Annotated in this window: 14 protein-coding genes; 9 read left to right on the plus strand and 5 right to left on the minus strand. The window is 50.1% G+C overall.

Annotated elements, in window-relative coordinates; translation table 11 throughout:
* Position 1: 1 nt before the first annotated feature.
* Positions 2-664, minus strand: a complete 663-nt coding sequence (gene psrA, locus IEX02_RS11165; RefSeq protein WP_188694796.1) for a TetR family transcriptional repressor PsrA — start codon at positions 662-664, stop codon at positions 2-4.
* A gap of 339 nt (positions 665-1003) precedes the next feature.
* On the opposite strand from psrA, the gene IEX02_RS11170 reads away from it, so the two are divergent.
* Positions 1004-2848, plus strand: a complete 1845-nt coding sequence (locus IEX02_RS11170; RefSeq protein WP_188694800.1) for a M2 family metallopeptidase — start codon at positions 1004-1006, stop codon at positions 2846-2848.
* 51 nt (positions 2849-2899) lie between these two features.
* Here IEX02_RS11170 and IEX02_RS11175 read toward each other — a convergent pair whose 3' ends face one another.
* The 3 genes from IEX02_RS11175 to IEX02_RS11185 form a co-directional block, all read right to left on the minus strand.
* Positions 2900-3379: a SixA phosphatase family protein gene (locus IEX02_RS11175; protein ID WP_188694803.1), complete on the minus strand. Its 480-nt coding sequence runs from the start codon at positions 3377-3379 to the stop codon at positions 2900-2902.
* A gap of 114 nt (positions 3380-3493) precedes the next feature.
* A complete protein-coding gene (locus tag IEX02_RS11180) occupies positions 3494-5911 on the minus strand; it encodes a TonB-dependent receptor (protein WP_373285003.1) in 2418 nt (805 codons plus the stop codon).
* A 199-nt stretch (positions 5912-6110) separates the two neighbouring features.
* Positions 6111-7832, minus strand: a complete 1722-nt coding sequence (locus IEX02_RS11185; protein WP_229702194.1) for a Na+/H+ antiporter NhaC family protein — start codon at positions 7830-7832, stop codon at positions 6111-6113.
* A gap of 163 nt (positions 7833-7995) precedes the next feature.
* Here IEX02_RS11185 and IEX02_RS11190 point away from each other — a divergent pair, with 163 nt between their 5' ends.
* On the plus strand, positions 7996-8922 hold the full coding sequence (locus IEX02_RS11190) for a cation diffusion facilitator family transporter (protein ID WP_188694808.1): 927 nt from the start codon (positions 7996-7998) through the stop codon (positions 8920-8922).
* A 45-nt stretch (positions 8923-8967) separates the two neighbouring features.
* Here the strand turns inward: IEX02_RS11190 and IEX02_RS11195 are convergent, their stop codons facing one another.
* Complete coding sequence (locus IEX02_RS11195) at positions 8968-10554, minus strand: ABC-F family ATPase (RefSeq protein WP_188694811.1); 1587 nt, start codon at positions 10552-10554, stop codon at positions 8968-8970.
* Positions 10555-10878: 324 nt separating this feature from the next.
* Here IEX02_RS11195 and IEX02_RS11200 point away from each other — a divergent pair, with 324 nt between their 5' ends.
* The 7 genes from IEX02_RS11200 (at position 10879) to IEX02_RS11230 (ending at position 18593) form a co-directional block, all read left to right on the plus strand.
* Positions 10879-11625, plus strand: a complete 747-nt coding sequence (locus IEX02_RS11200; protein ID WP_188694814.1) for a glycosyltransferase family 2 protein — start codon at positions 10879-10881, stop codon at positions 11623-11625.
* Positions 11606-12310: a TVP38/TMEM64 family protein gene (locus tag IEX02_RS11205; RefSeq protein WP_188694817.1), complete on the plus strand. Its 705-nt coding sequence runs from the start codon at positions 11606-11608 to the stop codon at positions 12308-12310. The genes IEX02_RS11200 and IEX02_RS11205 overlap by 20 nt, the downstream gene beginning before the upstream one ends.
* Positions 12303-13979 (plus strand): ArnT family glycosyltransferase, encoded by a 1677-nt coding sequence (locus IEX02_RS11210; RefSeq protein ID WP_188694820.1) that lies wholly within the window; start codon positions 12303-12305, stop codon positions 13977-13979. The genes IEX02_RS11205 and IEX02_RS11210 overlap by 8 nt, the downstream gene beginning before the upstream one ends.
* A 220-nt stretch (positions 13980-14199) precedes the next feature.
* Positions 14200-15783 (plus strand): ShlB/FhaC/HecB family hemolysin secretion/activation protein, encoded by a 1584-nt coding sequence (locus tag IEX02_RS11215; protein ID WP_188694823.1) that lies wholly within the window; start codon positions 14200-14202, stop codon positions 15781-15783.
* Positions 15773-16198, plus strand: a complete 426-nt coding sequence (locus tag IEX02_RS11220; protein WP_229702195.1) for a diacylglycerol kinase — start codon at positions 15773-15775, stop codon at positions 16196-16198. The genes IEX02_RS11215 and IEX02_RS11220 overlap by 11 nt, the downstream gene beginning before the upstream one ends.
* 9 nt (positions 16199-16207) lie before the next feature.
* Complete coding sequence (locus tag IEX02_RS11225) at positions 16208-17806, plus strand: phosphoethanolamine transferase (protein ID WP_188694826.1); 1599 nt, start codon at positions 16208-16210, stop codon at positions 17804-17806.
* A complete protein-coding gene (locus IEX02_RS11230) occupies positions 17799-18593 on the plus strand; it encodes a phosphatase PAP2 family protein (protein ID WP_188694829.1) in 795 nt (264 codons plus the stop codon). The genes IEX02_RS11225 and IEX02_RS11230 overlap by 8 nt, the downstream gene beginning before the upstream one ends.
* Positions 18594-18627 lie beyond the last annotated feature (34 nt).

The following is an 18627-nucleotide window of genomic DNA, read 5'->3' on the forward strand; positions in this document are numbered from 1 at the left end:
ATTAAGCTATATCCAATAACGGATTGACGGACGTTTCAGTCGCCTGAGCCCCAACTCCTGCGGAGATATAGGGCATCAATCGGCTAATAATGCCTTGCACTGTGACATCCTGTTGATAATCAGCCAGGGCGATTTCACTCAGCGCCTTGCTTGATGCCATGGTGAACACAAACGTGCCGATGGCAAAGTGCAAACGCCAGAAAATCTCCGCCGGTGATAATTGTGGAACGGCCAGATGTACGGCTTGCACAAACCGTCTTAACACCTCGCCATAGTGAAACGTGATATATTTTCTCAAGTGCCCCTGAGACTCTGAGTAACCGCGCCCCAACAAACGGACAAAAATAGCGGTACCGTCAGGACGAATCTGATTCAGACTCAGTAAAGGTTCAACTAAACAGGAAAAGACCTGACTCACATCAGGCTTAGGATGCTTTTGCAGCAAATGGGTTAGCTGGTCATCAACCGCCGGCATAAATACCGTCAGATAACGTTGTAACACTTCCTGAATCAACTGTTTCTTTGAACCAAAGTGATAGTTAACGGAGGCCAGATTGACCTTGGCCTGACTGGTGATCGTTCTCAACGAGGTGTCACCGAAGCCATGCTCGGAGAAAAGGCTTTCCGCGGCGTCCAGAATCTGGACTTTGGTATCTGCGCTCATAGTAAACAACCAATTCAAACAATAGTTTGAAATGTATGTTTAAATCAAAACAAATTCAAGTGTTAGTTACGCTAGCCAGGGTTCAGGTTATCCGATTTTGTCGCGTTGAACTTTACCTAAAAAGGCCGGTCATAACCTTTGAATGTTGTTTCCTCTCTCCCTGGACCCGATTTCGCTAGCGCATATGAAATTGGGTCTTTTTTTATCTGCTGGCGGTTATTTCAACACCTGCTGGTGGTTTCACCTTCAGCCAAGTCCTTTTATACTGACTTTTCTTTGAGCAGATGCAGGGTGTTTTGCTCATTTTCAGACCAACAATAAACAAGAATAAGGATCAAGATGCTTAGCACCAAACTCACACTGTCATCCATTATGGTCGGGCTGCTGGCTACACTGACGGGTTGCCAGCAAGACTCCAAGGCCGACAATAGTGCCCCTGTCGCACAGCCGCAAGCTATACCCAGCGCCGATGACGCTCGTACTTTTATTCAACATGCCCAAGCAGAGATTGAGAAACTTCAATTACCTGCATCGCAGGCGGCGTGGGCCTACGCGACCTATATCAATCAGGATACTGCTGCCGTTTCAGCCTATCTGGGAGAAAAGCTCTCTACTCGCACGGCAGAACTGGCCAAAGAGGCCGCTAAATTTAATCAGGTAGAAGTCGATGCCGATACCCGTCGCCAGTTAAATCTGCTGTTGAATTCCTTTGTCCTGGCCCCGCCTTCACAGCCAGACAAGTCCGAACGACTGGCACAGCTTTCCTCTGAGTTAGACGGTATGTACGGTAAAGGTAAATATTGTCGTGCAAATGGTGAGTGTTGGGACTTGGGACAAATGACCGCCAAGATGGCAAGAAGCAGAGATAACGACTTGTTGCTGGAGGTGTGGCAGGGTTGGCGACAGATCTCTGTGCCCATGAAGCCTTTGTATGAAGAGATGGTTGGGCTGGCCAACGAGGGGGCGCAAGAATTAGGCTTTGCCGATACCAGTGAACTGTGGCGCGGTAAGTATGATATGCCGGCCGACGATTTTGCCATGGAACTGGACAGAACCTGGAATCAGGTTAAACCCTTCTATGAAGCCTTGCACTGTCATGTGCGAGCAAAGTTAGGTGACTACTACGGTACCGACGTGGTGGCACAGGACAAACCCATACCGGCCCATTTACTCGGCAACATGTGGGCACAAAGCTGGGGCAATATATACGAGTTGGTAAAACCCGAACGGAAAATGCAGGTGCCTGATGTTACCCGAGCCCTCAAAGCGCAAGATTATGACGAGATAAAAATGGTCAAACAGGCCGAATCCTTCTTTACCTCGCTGGGCTTTGAACCTCTGCCAGAGAGCTTCTGGCAACGTTCACAATTCATACAACCCAAAGATCGCGATGTTATTTGCCATGCGTCGGCCTGGGATATCGATGATAAGGACGACCTGCGCATTAAAATGTGCATTCAAAAAACCGGCGAAGAGTTCAATGTTATTCACCATGAACTGGGACATAACTTTTATCAACGCGCTTACAAAAATCAGCCCCTCCTCTACCGTGGCTCAGCCAATGACGGCTTTCATGAGGCCATTGGTGATACCATCGCCTTGTCTATTACCCCTAAGTACCTTAAACAGATTGGTTTGATCGATGACATCCCCGATGAATCTAATGATTTAGGTATGCTAATGCAGGTGGCACTGGACAAGATCGCCTTTGTTCCTTTCGGTCTGATGGTTGATCAATGGCGCTGGAAGGTGTTTTCCGGTGATATTAAGCCACAAGATTACAATACCGCCTGGTGGCAATTACGCGAGCAATACCAAGGTGTGATGGCCCCGGTTGCCCGCGATGCCAATGCCTTTGATCCCGGCTCTAAATACCATGTGCCAGGCAATACCCCCTATACGAGATACTTCCTGGCGCATATTCTGCAATTCCAGTTTCATAAAGCCTTATGTGATATTGCCCAGGATCAGGGACCTGTACATCGCTGCTCTATCTATGCCAGCAAAGAAGCCGGTAAGGCGCTGAACAACATGCTGGAAATGGGTATGAGTCAGCCCTGGCAGGATGCCCTGGAGAGTCTGACAGGCACCAGACAACTGGACGCCGGCGCGATTCTTGACTACTTCGCACCGCTGAAAACCTGGCTTGATGAACAAAACCAGGGTCGTCAGTGCGGTTGGTAAGCAAAGTTAGACCCGGCAGACGGATCTCCGTTTTGCCGGGCCTTGAATGACTCACGGCTGTGCAGGTTGTTTAGGCGGGCATGTCATTTCGCTCAAAGCCGCCTGACTTCTTGCTAAGGTCTTCCAACTGTCTGCTTGCCAACGCAAATTTAAGCTAGCGCCGGTCACCATATTGTCCATTGGCTGTCCGGTGCCAATTTCGATCAGTTCATTAAAGCCAGGGTTATGGCCAAACAGCCATACCTGTTGCAGGCTATCATTGAGTTGCTGAAGATAAGTAAACAGCTGCTCCCCGGTCGCTTCATACAATGCCCAGTCTAAATGCAGCCTGCTAATAGGTATTTGATACTGCTTCAGGTAATAAAGTGCGGTGCTATAGGTTCTGATGGCTGGCGAGCAACAGAGCTGGTCTGGCACCTTGTAATCCCGTGCCTCAGCCATCAACTTCGCGTCCCGGTATCCACGTCGGTTTAGCGGCCGAAACACATCTTCCAGTTCATATTTCCAACTGGACTTTGCATGCCGGAACAAGGTGGCTTGCTTAATAAAAGATCCAAAAGCACAGGCTAGGTCGGCAAACTTTATCCTGCTTGCTGGACTTTGCAAGCAAAGAAAAAGCCCTCGCTTGGAGGGCTTTCAAACAGGTCAGAACCTTGCTCTTAGGGTCACCCCAAAGGTTCGCGGCTGATTGGTCCGATAGGCTAATCTGGCCCTGCCACCGCGTTCGCGATCTAAGGACAAATTGGCATTCTCATCGGTCACATTATTGATATATAAGACCGCTTCCCAGCTGTCGTAGACTAATCCGGCACTTAAATTCAGAGTGTTGTAGGCATCCAGCTCCAAATCCAGGGCTGTCACCTCATTACCCGTGGCACCACCAAAGGGCAACCCGGAGACAAAGTTACCGGCCCCTTCCACCTGATCGCTGGGCTGGGTAATGCGGTCACCAATGTACTGGAACGACGCAGACACATAAGTATCATTGGCCCCCAACAGTGGGGTATCAAAATCGTAGGTACCTGCCAAAGCAAATTGCACTTCTGGCACCGAGGCTAAACGGTTGCCATCTTCAACACCACCTAGCACATTACCACTCCCATCTCTGACCGTGCTGTCGAACTCGGCCTGCACAAAACTACCCGATAAGGTGACAAATAAGTTATCTGTGGCTCGTCGGGTCAACTCATACTCCAGACCGACAGTATGGGCATCCGGTACATTAAAAGAGATCCTGGAGGAACAAGAGCCGGCATCCAGAGTGACCTGCAGATCGCTGATGTCGGTATAAAACAGGGCCATATTGGCGCTCCAGCGTCTGGCGCTGGCTTTCATACCCACCTCATAGTTCACCAGCTTTTCATCATCATAATTCTGAAAACCGCCGAACGTTTCCAAATCCGTTCCCTCACACAAGGTTTCATTGAGCGGGTCGTTAACCCCGCCCAGCCTAAAGCCTTGCGAAATCTGCGCATTCAGATTCACCGTTTCATTCAGCTCATAATTGGCAATAAACCGGGAAGTGAAACCATCCGAGGATGTGGAGTCCAGCTGATCATCAGCGTTTGAAAACAACCCGCCTGTGGTAAAGCGGCGTTCTTCTTCATAGTCGTAGAAACGGCTGCCCAGAACCAAGTTCAGTTTATCGTTGACGTCATAGGTTAACTCACCAAAGACGGACGTTTGATTCAGATCGTAAGGTAAATCCGCATTGTAGGGAGAATCAGGCCCATAACCATTGGCGGCATCGGCTGAGGTCCCAGCCCCCAACACCGTATCGGTATAAGCATCATAACCAGGGGTAGGTAAACGTTGACTGTACTGACGCTGAGTATCGGAATAAAACACCCCAACTAACCATTGCAGTGCAGCGTCGGTATTGGAGCTAAAGCGCAGCTCCACGGTATCCTGCTCCACTTGGGTACGGTCTCGCAAATTGGACGGAATCAAAACAGCCGCATCCGGGAATCCCAAATCCACACTGACACTACCACTCAACGCACTGGCATCACGGCTGACCATAATATCCCGGTCGGTATAGCTGTAGACAAAGGTCATATCCGCACTGCCCAGCTCCCATTCGGCTGTTACATCCGCAATCAGAGTTTCGTCCTTAAAGCCTTCATCCAGCAACAGATACTGTTCACGCTCGCCCATTTGAATGGCCGGGCGGGTGGTTGTGTATGGATTGGCAAACATATTGAACACTTCCTGGCGATTGAAGCCGTCCACATCAATTTCCTGATAGACCACCCTAGGCGTAATAGTCAGCTTATCCGTTGCCCACCAGGTTAATGCTAAACGTCCACCGGTGCGGCTACCGCCGTTAACATCATCCTTACGGCTGCCATTTTCACCCAGCGCATCGATAAATCCGGCATATTCCGTGGTGTACACCACGGCGCGCATGGCTAACTTGTCATCCACCAGCGGCAGATTCACCATCCCCTTCACATGTCCGCCGGTATCGCCATCGGTTAGCGTATTCACATTCAGCTCTAAGCTGCCGTTGAGTTCGTCAGCTTCGGGCTGGTTGGTAATATAACGAATAGTGCCACCAATGGAGCCAGAGCCAAACAAGGTACCCTGTGGCCCACGTAAGGTTTCTACCCGATTGAGATCATATAAGTCCAAATCCGGCGTAAAAAGTGACAAAGAAATCACGCTCTCATCCAGATACACACCAACCTGTTCTTTCACTCCTGGCTGGTCACGCACTATCTGACCGGCAGATACACCGCGAATCGCCACCTGGCTTTGCCCAGGTCCTAAGTTTTGAATAGACAAACCCGCCACATTGCGTGACAGCTCTTCAAGGTTAGTGGCCCCTGCCCTTTCTATGTCAGCCTGGGACTGAGCGTTAATTGAGAAAGGAACTTCCTGTAGGGTTGACGCCCGTTTGGTGGCCGTGACCATAATCACTTCCACTTCATTTTCCTGCTCTGATTGTTCGTCGCCTTGCTGCTGCGCCAGGGTCTGGACGCTGTAAAAGCTCCCCAACAGCGACATGCCAAATAAGCCGATTTTAACAGCTTTGCTCAGTGGTTTTATTTGTGTGCCCATCATGCTTCTCCAAATTGGAATTGGAATTTTTTTTAGTTGAAGCCCGACACATGCCCATAACTGATTCTTTTTTGAGCAGATAACCTGCCGTAACAAGAACTTATGAAGCAGTGGGGATGGAATTAAAGCTAGATGACAACTGGCAACATTGCCAATTGTCATCTTTGAAAAGGCTTACAGAGAGGGAAAAAACAACGAACTACTGGGCAAGAAAGGTTGCCAGGGTCCACAAGATAGCGGCAGCACCGGCGGCTAAGCCGGCGGGGAACAGCTGTGATTTCACGTGATCCATCAAGTCGCAGCCAGTCGTCATGGCACTTAGAATGGTAGAGTCAGAAATAGGTGAACACTGATCACCATAGACACTGCCATTAAGCACGGTCGCAAAGCAGACGGCCATATATAACTCCGGGTTCGCCAATTGCTGATCCTGGGCAATCACCCAAGCCAGAGGCATCGCCAGCGGAAACGCGATGGCATATGTACCCCAGCTAGTGCCGGTAGAAAAGGCAATCACCATAGTGATCAGTTGCAAAATTACCGGCAGCGCCCAAAACGGTACGCTTTCACCCAGCAAGTCCACCATATACAACCCACCACCAATATACTTACTGATGCCGCCAATGGTCACAGCCAACATCAGCACGATGGAGGCCACCACTACAGATTTCAAACCGTCACCGAAACCGTCAAGCAACTGTTCAAGGGTCATGCCTTTGACCAGGGCAATAGAGGCGGCCAACAACAAGGCGGTACCAAAGGCCCAGTTAACCTTTGGCGTACCCAGCACCACAAACGTACCGACGGCAATACCCAGCAACACGAACAAAGGCAGCACAAATTCCCACAGGCTGGCCCGGTAGTGCTCAGGCACTTTAACCTTGTGTAATTCACCACTGCTCATGGGTCTGGCGGTGGGCGCATCTAACTGGCCAGTGCTGGCAGCTCTTTGGTGCGCCTGGCGCAATCTTCGCCCGGAGAAGGTGAAGATATTCAAACTCATCAGCAAGGTACCAAATACCGCCAGTATGGCGTAGAAACTAAAGGGAATACTGTCAAAGAAAAACGCAATCCGATCGGCTTCAGTGGCCAAAAACGCCACACCCGGTACAAACAAGAAGGCCTGAACATAGGCCGGCCAGGCATTAAATGCCATGATGGCGGCAATAGGTGATGCGGTAGAGTCCACCACATAGCTCAGCTCCTCGTGGCTGACCCCGGCTTTATCTGCAATAGGACGAACTGTGGTGCCCACCAATACCGTGCTGATAGTGCCGCCTTGGAAGAAAATCACCCCTAGTAACCAAGTGACTAATTTTGCCGAGCGAGGGCCGCGTACAAAATGCCGCGTCATACTTTGGGCAAAGGCTTGAGCAGCACCGGTTTTTGCCCAAATACCGGTTAATCCGCCCAGCAGCCATAAATACAGAATCAAAATACCGGCCGCACTGGGCGTGGCCAGGCTGGGGATAAGCACCTTATCTGTGATATCAAATTGTCCAATCATAAAGGCCCCGGTCACTATCCCGGCAAACAGTGCCACTATGGGCTCGCGACAGATCAGGCACAAGGCAATAGTCACAAAAGCCGGCAGTAACGACCACATACCATAATGAAAGTCAGCCTGTAGCATCATGACCTGACCGTCATCTTTCTGTACCCACTGCTTTTTCACTTCTGGCTCACCTTGCAGTGTGTCCAGATTGGCCTGGCGAAGCGGAGAGTCCTGATAGGCGACAATATTGTCCACGGGCAATACGTCGCCCTTGTTACGATACATCAACCGACCAGTGTCATCGGTGAAGGTTTCATACAGGTAACTCTGTTCCTTCCATACCGGTTGCTGATAGTTATGTGCCAATAATGCCGCGGCCAACGCCAGTAGCAAAAAGCCCCAGGTCACAGAATTTCGCGTCAACACTGCTACTCCCGCCAATATAAAAGAGTGAAAGCTAACATCTTTATAACAGTGAAGGCGAGCGCTGAAGTTTATCCAGCCCATGCCTTTTTGTTATTGATATCTGACTTGCTGCTATGCCGGTTAACCGTTAGGCTCATGCGTTAGGTAAACCGGCGGGATAGCCATGCACGATCATCACCATCATCATCACCACAGCCACAATGGTCAACAGAACATGGCCGTGGCGTTTTTTCTTAACCTCGGCTTTGCCATTATTGAATTTATCGGTGGTGTGCTAACCAACAGTACCGCCATTATGGCCGATGCTGTGCACGACCTTGGCGATGCGCTGTCCATTGGTTTTGCCTGGGGCATGGGGCGCTACTCCGAGCGCCCGGCAGACAATCGCTTTACTTACGGGTTCAGGCGCTTATCCCTGCTTTCCGCGCTGCTTAATGGTTTGGTGTTAATTGGCGGCACTAGCTGGGTACTGTATCAGTCCATTCCCCGCCTGTGGGATCCACAGATGCCGCATACCACCGGCATGCTAGGGTTAGCCATACTGGGCATAGCAATAAACGGCTATGCGGCCTTTCGCATGCAAGGTGGCAAAACCTTAAATGAGAAGGTACTTAACTGGCACCTGCTGGAAGATATGTTGGGCTGGGTGGCGGTACTGATAGTCAGCATAGTGATGATGCTGGTTGAACTACCGATATTAGATCCACTGCTGGCCATTTGTTTCAGTCTGTTTATTTTGTTTAATGTGCTGCGCCATACCGCTAGCAGTATTGGGCTGTTTTTACAGCGCAGTCCTGACCTGCAGATGCAGCAGGACGTTGAACAGGCGCTGTTATCTCTCCCCCAAGTTACCGATATCCATCATCTGCATTTCTGGTCCTTGGACGGTGAAAAACACGTGCTTACCGTGCATCTCGTCAGTGCGCAGATGTTATCGGCACAGCAGTATCAGGCCTTGAAACAAGCCGTTAATGAACGTTTGCAACCATTTGAACTGGCGCACACCACCATTGAAATAGAACACCCACAGGAAAATTGCCGGGACGCTAAGCCTCAGACCGAACACGCACATTGTGGGCATTCCCATTAAAAAAAACGGCGCCATCTGGTGCCGCTTTTCTACACAAAATACAGATTAAGCCAGTTGCTTGCTCAGGTACTCTTCGTAAGGTCCCTGGAAGTCCACAATGCCGTCGGCTTTGATATCCAACACCCGGGTGGCCAATGAAGAAACAAACTCACGGTCGTGTGATACGAAAATCAACGTCCCTTCAAAATGCTCCAATGCCAGGTTCAGCGCCTCAATAGACTCCATATCCAAGTGGTTGGTGGGTTCGTCCATAACCAGGATATTCGGACGCAAGTTGATCAACTTACCAAACAACATACGACCTTTTTCGCCGCCCGATAAGGATTTTACCGACTTCTTGATGTCATCCTGAGAGAACAGCATACGGCCTAATAAACCGCGTACTGTTTGCTCATCATCACCCGGGTTCTTCCACTGGCTCATCCAATCAAACAGGGTCATATCCTCAGCAAAATCCTCATTATGATCCTGGGCATAGTAACCAATACTGGCATTTTCCGACCATTTCACCAGACCGGTTTTGCTGGGCAGTTGCCCTATCAGGGTTTTCAGAAAGGTAGTTTTACCAATACCGTTGGCGCCAATCACCGCCACCTTCTCGCCCACTTCCAGGATCATGCTGAACTGCTTAAACAGCATCTCATCGTAGCCATTGCTGATGTTTTCAAGTTCAAGGGCGTTACGGAACAGCTTCTTCTGTTGGGTAAAACGAATAAAAGGACTCACCCGGCTGGAAGCCTTGATCTCATGCAGTTCGATTTTCTCAATCTGCTTGGCTCTGGAGGTAGCCTGCTTGGCCTTAGACGCGTTAGCTGAGAAGCGACTAACAAAAGTTTGCAGCTCGGCAATTTGCGCCTTTTTCTTGGCATTTTCGTTAAGCAGCAACTCACGGGCCTGGGTGGCAGCCGTCATATATTCATCGTAGTTACCGGGGTACAGACGCAACTCACCATAATCCAGATCCGCCATATGGGTGCATACCTTGTTCAGGAAATGGCGATCGTGAGAAATAATAATCATGGTGGCGTTACTTTGTGCCAGGGTTTCTTCCAACCAGCGAATAGAGTTGATATCCAGGTTGTTGGTCGGTTCATCTAATAACATGATATCGGGATCGGCAAACAGCACTTGTGCCAGCAACACCCTGAGTTTCCAACCTGGGGCCACTTCACTCATCAGGCCAAAATGCTGTTCAACCGGAATATCCAGCGCTAATAACAACTCGCCGGCACGGGATTCAGCGGTGTAGCCATCCATTTCTGCAAACTGAGTTTCCAGTTCAGCCACCAACATACCGTCTTCTTCGCTCATTTCCGGCAATGAATAGATGCGATCACGCTCTTTTTTCACTTCCCACAGTTCTTTGTAACCCATGATTACGGTATCGATAACACTGAACTGCTCAAAAGCAAACTGGTCCTGGCCCAGCACCCCAATTCTGGTATTAGGTTCACGCATCACGTTACCGGATGAAGGTTCCAGCTTTTTGGCCAGAATTTTCATAAAGGTGGATTTACCGCAGCCGTTGGCACCAATCAGTCCGTAGCGATTACCGCCACCAAACTTAACGGAAATGTTTTCAAAAAGCGGCTTAGCACCGAACTGCATCGTGATATTGGCGGTAGCAATCATAAGAACCTGTAAAAGCGAATGAGTTAGAGGGTTGACCGGCACAGCGGTCAAAAATGCGGCGCAGTGTAGCCTAATTCAGACCGAAAGTATGCCCATTTGCACCGGCATAGAGCGTTTTATTTTTTTGTTATGAAATTTACGCAAAATCAAAAGGTTGCTTCTACATTTTATTAACAAATAAGAGCAGCATTGAGTCAGGAGCTGTCACACCCAGGGGAGCCATATGCAAATACAACTTCTGAGCCAGTGCAAGCCAGTCTTAAGAAAACCTTAAGCAATGCACCATATGCTGACGCCATAAGTAGCGCATTGAAGCAAACACCTATGCCCGAGTTATCCGTCGTTGTCCCGATAAAAGACGAGCAAGACAATATCCACCCCCTTATCAGCGAAATTCAACAGAGTCTGCATGGACTGATTTCTTATGAAATCGTCTACGTGGATGATGGCAGTCATGACCAGTCTTTGGCCATTTTGGATCGCCTGCAACAAGCCGGCACAGTTCCCCTGCGTATTCTCAGAAATCCTCAAAGCTGTGGGCAAAGTACCGCCGTACATTTGGGCGTGAGTAACGCCAGAGGCAGACTTATTGCTACACTAGACGGTGACGGACAGAACGACCCGGCCGACATTCCCGCCATGCTCGAACTGGCCAAAGCCTATCATGATAAGCAAGACTTTCTGATTGCCGGTTATCGAAAAAACCGTCACGACAGTCGCTGGAAGCTGTTTCAAAGTCGCATTGCCAATAAAATCCGCGCCGCGCTTTTAGGCGACAACACCCCGGATACCGGCTGTGGACTAAAACTGTTTCCCCGCCATACCTTTCTTAAACTGCCCTATTTTGACCATATGCATCGCTTTTTACCGGCGCTGGTTCAGCGTAGCGGCGGAGAAGTCAAAATCTCCGAAGTAAACCACAGAGCCAGAATGACGGGAGTATCCAAGTACGGCATGCTGAATCGTGCCTGGGTGGGGCTGGTGGATATATTTGGCGTGATGTGGTTACAGCGACGTAACCGAATGAACGCACAGTGCACGGAGTATCGCCATGACCAAACCGGCGCCTAAATCCTTTGCACGCAGCGTATTACCTGCCCTCACCTGGCTTACCGCTCTGCTGATCATAGGCTGGTTTGTGGGTAAAACCCAGTGGCTGGCCGATTGGCAACCAGAACGCTTTGGTCAGTATCTGACCGGCAATGTGTTATATGACAGTGCAATATTTGTGGGCTTATTTGCAGTGCTCAGTGCCATCGGGCTACCCAGGCAAATCCCCGCCTTTATCGGTGGCTATTACTTTGGGGTATTAAGCGGTTTACTGCTATCTACCCTAGCCGTCACCTTAGGTGCCAGCCTGACCTTGCTGACTGTCCGCTTGCTTGGCAATCAGTTAGCGACACTTAAACAGCGCTTAACGGGGCAACGACTGCGTCATTTTCTGTCTCAGAATACCTTTCAGGCCACCATCGCCGTGCGCCTCTTCCCTGTGGGGAATAATCTGGCGGTGAATCTGCTGGCGGGGCTTATTCGACTGCCTGTGGTTGCCTTTCTGTGCGGCTCATTCATTGGTTACTTACCCCAGATGCTAGTGTTTGCTTTATCCGGCGCAGGATTAAAGTTCAATGCACATTTACAAATCCTGCTTGGCGCGGCGCTACTGATTATTTCCAGCGCTATTGGGATCTGGCTGTATCGCCGTAGCCGCTTGCACACTGAATCGCATCTGCGCCAGGACGCCCCAGCCCATGTTTAGTGTTAATGCTAAACAGGCCAGCGTGGCCTTGGCCATGCTGGCCATAGTGATGATTTTCAGCGGTGTAGGCCTGCGGGATCCCTGGCCCGCCGACGAACCCCGCTTTGCCCAGGTAGCGGTTGAGATGGTGGAATCCGGTCAATGGTTTTTCCCCATGCGCGGCGGTGAACTCTACCCGGATAAGCCACCGGTCTTTATGTGGAGCATCGCATTTTTTTACTGGCTGCTTGGCAGCATAAAAGTGGCCTTCTTGCTGCCCTCTGCACTATGCGGGTTGCTGACGCTCTATCTGGTATATGACCTGGGCAAGCGCCTGTGGAACCAACAAAGCGGTATCATCGCCGCGACCCTGCTGCTGGTGAGCTTTCAATTCACCCTGCAAGCCAAAACGGCGCAGATCGATGCCATGGTCTGCGCCTGGATCACCTTAGGCTGTTACGGTTTATTGCGCCATCTGCTGTGCCGGGACGGCTGGTTTTGGTATTACCTGGGCTTTGCCGCTATGGGGCTGGGTGTTATCACCAAGGGCGTGGGCTTTCTACCCTTGCTAATGTTGCTGCCTTTTTTTCTGGTGCGCCGCATCCAACCTCAGCCTAATGAAATCACCGGTGGCCTTCGTTGGTGGGCGGGCCCGTTGGCCATGCTGGCGGTTATCGCCCTGTGGTTTGTGCCTATGCTGCTACTGGTGGCCCATAGCCAGGATGCAGCCTTTGAAATGTACCGGGACAATATCCTTCTCAAGCAAACCGCCAAGCGTTACGCCGACTCCTGGCATCATATTAAGCCTTTCTGGTATTACCTGACTTCGGTGATCCCACTCTTCTGGCTGCCCCTCAGCCTGCTGCTGCCCTGGTTGATACCCAATTGGTGGCGGGCCATTAAAGCCGGTGACAGACGTATTATTCTGCCTGTTACCTGGGTATTGCTGGTGTTGCTGTTTTTCAGCCTGAGTCCGGGTAAACGCGGCGTTTATATTTTGCCCGCGTTGCCCATGCTGGCCCTTGTTAGCGCCCCGTTTCTACAGCACGTTTTGCAGCACCGCTGGCCACCTCGTCTCATTAACCTTACTGTCGCGCTGCTGGGTACACTGCTATTGGTATTGGCCGTGGCTGGCCTGGCAGGTATGGAAAAGGTTGAGCGCTTAGTGGATGACTACCCTATAAACCCTTGGTGGTTGTTGCTAAGTCTGGGTACCATTGGGCTTTTAAGCGCTATATGTGTACGTCAACAAGGAAAGAGCTGGCTGGTATTTATTCTGCCCTTCTGGCTGATTTATAGCACCTGGGGCTATAACTTGTTAGGTCCGGTCAAAACCCCAAAACAGGTGTTAGCTAAGCTCGCGCTTCATGAGCCCAACCCTCTCCCTTTGGTGATGATTGGGTTAAAAGAACAGTTCTTGCTTTTTTCTCCTTACCCCCTCGGTCATTTTGGCTACCACACGCCAATACCCCAACAAGAACAGGCCGCCTGGCAGTGGTTGACTGAGCATCCACAAGGCAAAGTGTTGGTTGCCCGCCAAAGTGGATTTAAATGTCTTAACTTGGATAAGGCCATCGACCTTGGTTTTGCCCACCGCGAAGACTGGCTGTTACTGGATAGCTCAGCCAGGATAACGGACTGCCCCATAGAAGCTCCCGTTTCCCCTGTGTTTTATGCTGCCAAACCTTAGTTTGGCAGCCAGCTTTTACGCATCCCAATCTTATCAATATACCGCAATGGCATACCTTTATCGGCGCCACACTTTCAGTCTGAAACCTGTGCAATCCCTTGTGTAAAAAGGATTTTTTTAACTAAGCTGAATGTGGATAGAAAAAATCTTTGCGTCTTCAGACTTTCTTAAGACTCAGGGAATAGGCTAAGGGTTAGCAGTATTCTTTCAAGGAAATGCCATGCCCCCAAGATTGTCTTATTACAAGGCGTTGCCTCTTGGTTTAACCTGCCTATTTGGGGCAGTTCCCATCATGGCATGCGAGCAACCCGCCGATATTGAACTGAATATTCATACTATTTTTGATGAAAGTGAACCTGATACCACCTGGCTTCACAAGCTAGCCAACACCCTGCACGTTGATACCCAAAAAGCCACCTTGGAAAATGAGCTGGCATTTTTGTCACCCTGCGAAGCAGACCCACAAAAGTTGTACGAAGTGGAACGACACTTACGTAGCCGAAATTATTTGCGCGATGCAAAGGTTCAGTTGGTTAAGGACGATCACCACACAGCGCCCCGTATCCAAATCGACACCTGGGATACCTGGTCGTTGATGCCCATAATGGACTTTGGCCGAAAAGGCGGTAAAAACCATTTTGAGGTGGGCTTAAAAGACCGCAATCTGCTGGGCCTAGGTGTAGACGCTGAACTTGCCTATTTCTCCGATCCACAGCGTACAGGCTATAAGCTGGATACCGAGTTCCCGTTATTTATGGGCCACAACAGCAGTGCCAGAATACGCTTGATTGACAGCCCAGATGGCTATCAGCGTAGCGTCTTTTTGGACAAGCCTTTGGTCAGCGTTGACAGTGATTTTGGTGGCAGTGTCGGTTTTAACACAGAAGATCGCGTCGATACCCTGTTCCACAACAGCCAGGACGAACTGCTGTTCCGACATCAAATCGATTACCAAACCCTGAATCTGGGCTGGAAAGTGGGCAATTGGGATGACCATCACTTACGTGTAATGACCGGCTGGACCAAAGATGAACATAGATTCAGCGAGCCTCAATCGGACTATCTGCCTACCGACCGTATCTTCAACTATCCCTGGGTTGGCATGGAATGGCTGGAAGACGACTTTGTCACCATACGCAACCTGCACCTGATAGAAGAAAAAGAAGACATTAATCTGGGCTGGCATTTGCAAGCCAATCTTGGCCATAACCTGGCATCCGGGCCACAACAAGGCGCCTGGCTGTGGAACCTGTCCGCCAGTAAAGGGCTAGCCTGGAACGCCGACACTTTGTTGCTTGCCCGGTTACAAGCTGGCGGATTTGCCGGCGGCGCACAAGACCACAGTTCCATGACAGGTCGCTTGGGCGGCGAGCTTATCCATCGTCTCAACCAGCGTTTTGCCTGGTATGCCAGCGCTACCTGGCAGTTCTCCGACAACCCTACCCTGGATAACCCAGTCAATCTCGGGGGTGATACCGGCCTGCGCGGTTATCCACTGCAATACCAATATGGTGAGCAGACCTTACTGGTTAGCACCGAACTTCGTTACTACCCCAGAATCAATTTATTCAAGCTGTTTGAACTGGGGGGTGCGGTATTTTACGACGCAGGTAAAAGTTTTGGTGACAGCCCTCGCCCCAATGAAGACACCGGATTGCTGCAAAGTGCCGGTATAGGAGCCAGGCTGTATTCCACTCATTCCAGCGACCGCCAGGTTATTCATATCGATCTCGTTCACCCCTTTTCAGACCAGGAAGATGTAAGCGGCCTGGAATTTCGCGTAGAGGTAAAGCATGCATTCTAAGCAAATGGACGGCCCCCAGAACGCTATTGATGCGGACAAACCACCGCATCTGGTAAAAGCCCAGGGCATAACCCGGCTTATAAAAGCGGGCTTTAACTCCTGTCGAGCCTTTTGTTGGTTATGTAAGCACGAAGCGGCCTTTCGTCAGGAGATATTGTTGCTGATAGTACTGCTGCCAGTACCTTTTTTGTTGGATATGTCACTGTCAGTGCGACTGGTGATGATTATCAGCCTGCTGCTACTGCCCCTGGTTGAAATCCTTAATACCGCCATTGAGGCCGTTGTTGACCGCATTGGCCCAGAGTTTCATAGCCTTTCCGGTCTGGCTAAAGATCTTGGCTCTGCTGCAGTGCTACTCAGTATGCTGATTGTTTCTTTGGTATGGGGTTTAGCGCTATACGACTACTGGACATAAGGATTCCACATGTTAGCTTTTACTCGCCTTACGCCCTGGCAGAGCCAGCTACTGCTGGTGGTATTTTTGTTACTGACCGCCAATATCAGCTTTTTCGGCCAGTTAACCCGTCTCTACCCGATTGCGCAACACCAAGGTTTTGTTCTCTCTGTCACCTTACTACTTGGCTTGCTATTGCTATTGACGGTACAGCTATTCAGCCTCTTACTAACACCACGCTGGTTGTATCCGATAATCTTGCTTATTGCCGCCATCACCGGCTATTTCAACGACGAACTGGGTACGGTATTTGACCGGGTCATGCTGACCAATGTGTTGCAAACCAATCTGGGTGAAGCAGGCGAGCTGATGAATGCCGGCTTAGCATGGCGAATTTTACTGCTGGCGGTGCTTCCCAGCTTGCTGCTATGGCAATGTAAGGACGGATTAAAACGCCCGGGCCTGAAAACCTCAGCCATAACGCTGTCCACAGCCTTTATTCTGACCCTGCTCAGCATGCTGCCCTTTACCGATCAATATGCCAGCTTCTTTCGCGAACATAAAACCGTTCGTTATAACGCCATTCCCATCTACCCCATCTACTCGGCCATCGATCTTGCGGCCCGTCAACTACGCAATCCACATCCCAATGAGTTGGTGCAGCTCACAGGCGAAACGGTAAACCCTAAACCTACCGGCCATTCTGAATTAATGATACTGGTGGTAGGTGAGACGGCGCGCGCCGATCATTTCGCCTTAAATGGCTACAAGCGGCAAACTAATCCGCTATTGTCCAAACAGGCCAACCTGCTCAGTTACGCCAATGTGAGCTCATGCGGCACGTCTACCGCAGTTTCTGTACCTTGTATGTTTTCATTCAGTGACCGCGAGTCTTTTGATTTAGACAGTGCCAAATACACAGAGAATGTGTTGGATGTATTGCACAAAGCTAAGGTTAACGTGCTATGGCGGGATAATAATTCAGACTCGAAAGGGGTCGCCACCCGCCTGCCCTATGAGGATTATCACTCCCCAAAGGTCAATCCGGTGTGTGACGACACTGAGTGTCGGGATGTGGGCATGTTGGCGGGGCTGCAGCAATACATCGACCAGCAACAAGGGGATATTTTAATTGTGCTGCACCAGATGGGCAGCCACGGCCCGGCCTATTACAAACGCTATCCAGATGAATTTGAGCGCTTTACCCCGGCCTGTAAAAGCAAAGAGCTGTCTGAATGCTCCACGCAGGAAGTTGTTAACGCCTACGACAACAGCATTCTCTACACAGATTACTTTCTGAATGAAGTGATTGAGCTTTTAAAACGTAACACGCCAAAGTTTGAAACCGCCATGTTGTATATGAGCGACCATGGTGAATCCTTAGGAGAAAACGGCCTTTACCTGCACGGTATGCCCTATTTTCTGGCCCCCAAAGCGCAAACCCATGTGCCCTTCTTAGTTTGGGTGGGCGAGAGCTCCGATATCCTGCTGGAGCCGTCTCGCGGCCTGACCCATCAAGCCTACAGCCATGATGATTTTAGTTGCAGTCTGCTGCAGTCCTTTGAAATCGACAGCCGAATTGCTGGTGACACGCCTTGTGTCCCCTACTTTGTATACCGGGATGAATAAGTTGTTTTTACGCCATATAGTCATAACAGGTACGTTATTAGCCGTGCTATTGATGGTCTTTAGCCTCACCCCATTGGATTTGCTGGTACAAGACACTTTTTACAACGCCAACACACAGCAATGGCTTTGGGATAAACAGGAGCCCTGGGCCAGGTTGTTTTTCTACGACGGTATAAAAGCCGCTCTGGTTGTGCTGTTTTTAGTACTGCTGACTACGCTGATAATAAGCCGTTTTAGCACCAGACTAAAACCCTTCAGGGCGGGCTTACTGATTGTCATGTCCTCAATGGTATTGGTACCGGCCGCCGTCAGTCTGTTAAAAGCGAACACCAATATGGCTTGCCCGGTTAATCTGCTCCAGTATGGCGGCAAGGTCGAGCATGCTGCACTCTTTGCCTCTTATCCACCAGGTCAATCTCCCGCCAGTATTCAGAAGTGTTTTCCCGCCGGTCATGCCAGCGGCGGCTTTGCCCTGTTATCCCTGATATTTCTGATGCCCACGGCCAGAGCACGACAAATGGCGTTAATCGGCAGCCTGTCTCTTGGCTGGCTGATGGGAGGATATAAAATGGCTATTGGCGATCATTTTCTTAGCCATACCCTGGCCTCAATGCTGCTCGCCTGGATGATAATTTGTACCCTGGCCTGGCGCATATATCGGTATTATGAGGTTCCTCAGTGGTGGCAGGAATATCGTCAAGTCCCCCATAAGGTCGACCACTATATTCAATTACCAAAGCAGGTTAACGCTGCCATTGACTTGGTACCCGAAAAAGCCGAACAATAATAAAGTACCCCCACAATAAATAAGGAATACTCTG

Origin of the sequence: Bowmanella pacifica (genome assembly GCF_014645355.1) — a bacterium.
Lineage (GTDB): Bacteria > Pseudomonadota > Gammaproteobacteria > Enterobacterales > Alteromonadaceae > Bowmanella > Bowmanella pacifica.

Bases quoted from the DNA above. Each gene is read 5' to 3' on its own strand.
- IEX02_RS11195 (WP_188694811.1), bottom strand. From the start codon at position 10,554: ATGATTGCTACCGCCAATATCACGATGCAGTTCGGTGCTAAGCCGCTT.
- IEX02_RS11230 (WP_188694829.1), top strand. From the start codon at position 17,799: ATGAATAAGTTGTTTTTACGCCATATAGTCATAACAGGTACGTTATTA.
- IEX02_RS11220 (WP_229702195.1), top strand. From the start codon at position 15,773: ATGCATTCTAAGCAAATGGACGGCCCCCAGAACGCTATTGATGCGGAC.
- IEX02_RS11205 (WP_188694817.1), top strand. From the start codon at position 11,606: ATGACCAAACCGGCGCCTAAATCCTTTGCACGCAGCGTATTACCTGCC.
- psrA (WP_188694796.1), bottom strand. From the start codon at position 664: ATGAGCGCAGATACCAAAGTCCAGATTCTGGACGCCGCGGAAAGCCTT.
- IEX02_RS11200 (WP_188694814.1), top strand. From the start codon at position 10,879: ATGCCCGAGTTATCCGTCGTTGTCCCGATAAAAGACGAGCAAGACAAT.
- IEX02_RS11180 (WP_373285003.1), bottom strand. From the start codon at position 5,911: ATGGGCACACAAATAAAACCACTGAGCAAAGCTGTTAAAATCGGCTTA.
- IEX02_RS11215 (WP_188694823.1), top strand. From the start codon at position 14,200: ATGCCCCCAAGATTGTCTTATTACAAGGCGTTGCCTCTTGGTTTAACC.
- IEX02_RS11190 (WP_188694808.1), top strand. From the start codon at position 7,996: ATGCACGATCATCACCATCATCATCACCACAGCCACAATGGTCAACAG.
- IEX02_RS11210 (WP_188694820.1), top strand. From the start codon at position 12,303: ATGTTTAGTGTTAATGCTAAACAGGCCAGCGTGGCCTTGGCCATGCTG.
- IEX02_RS11225 (WP_188694826.1), top strand. From the start codon at position 16,208: ATGTTAGCTTTTACTCGCCTTACGCCCTGGCAGAGCCAGCTACTGCTG.
- IEX02_RS11170 (WP_188694800.1), top strand. From the start codon at position 1,004: ATGCTTAGCACCAAACTCACACTGTCATCCATTATGGTCGGGCTGCTG.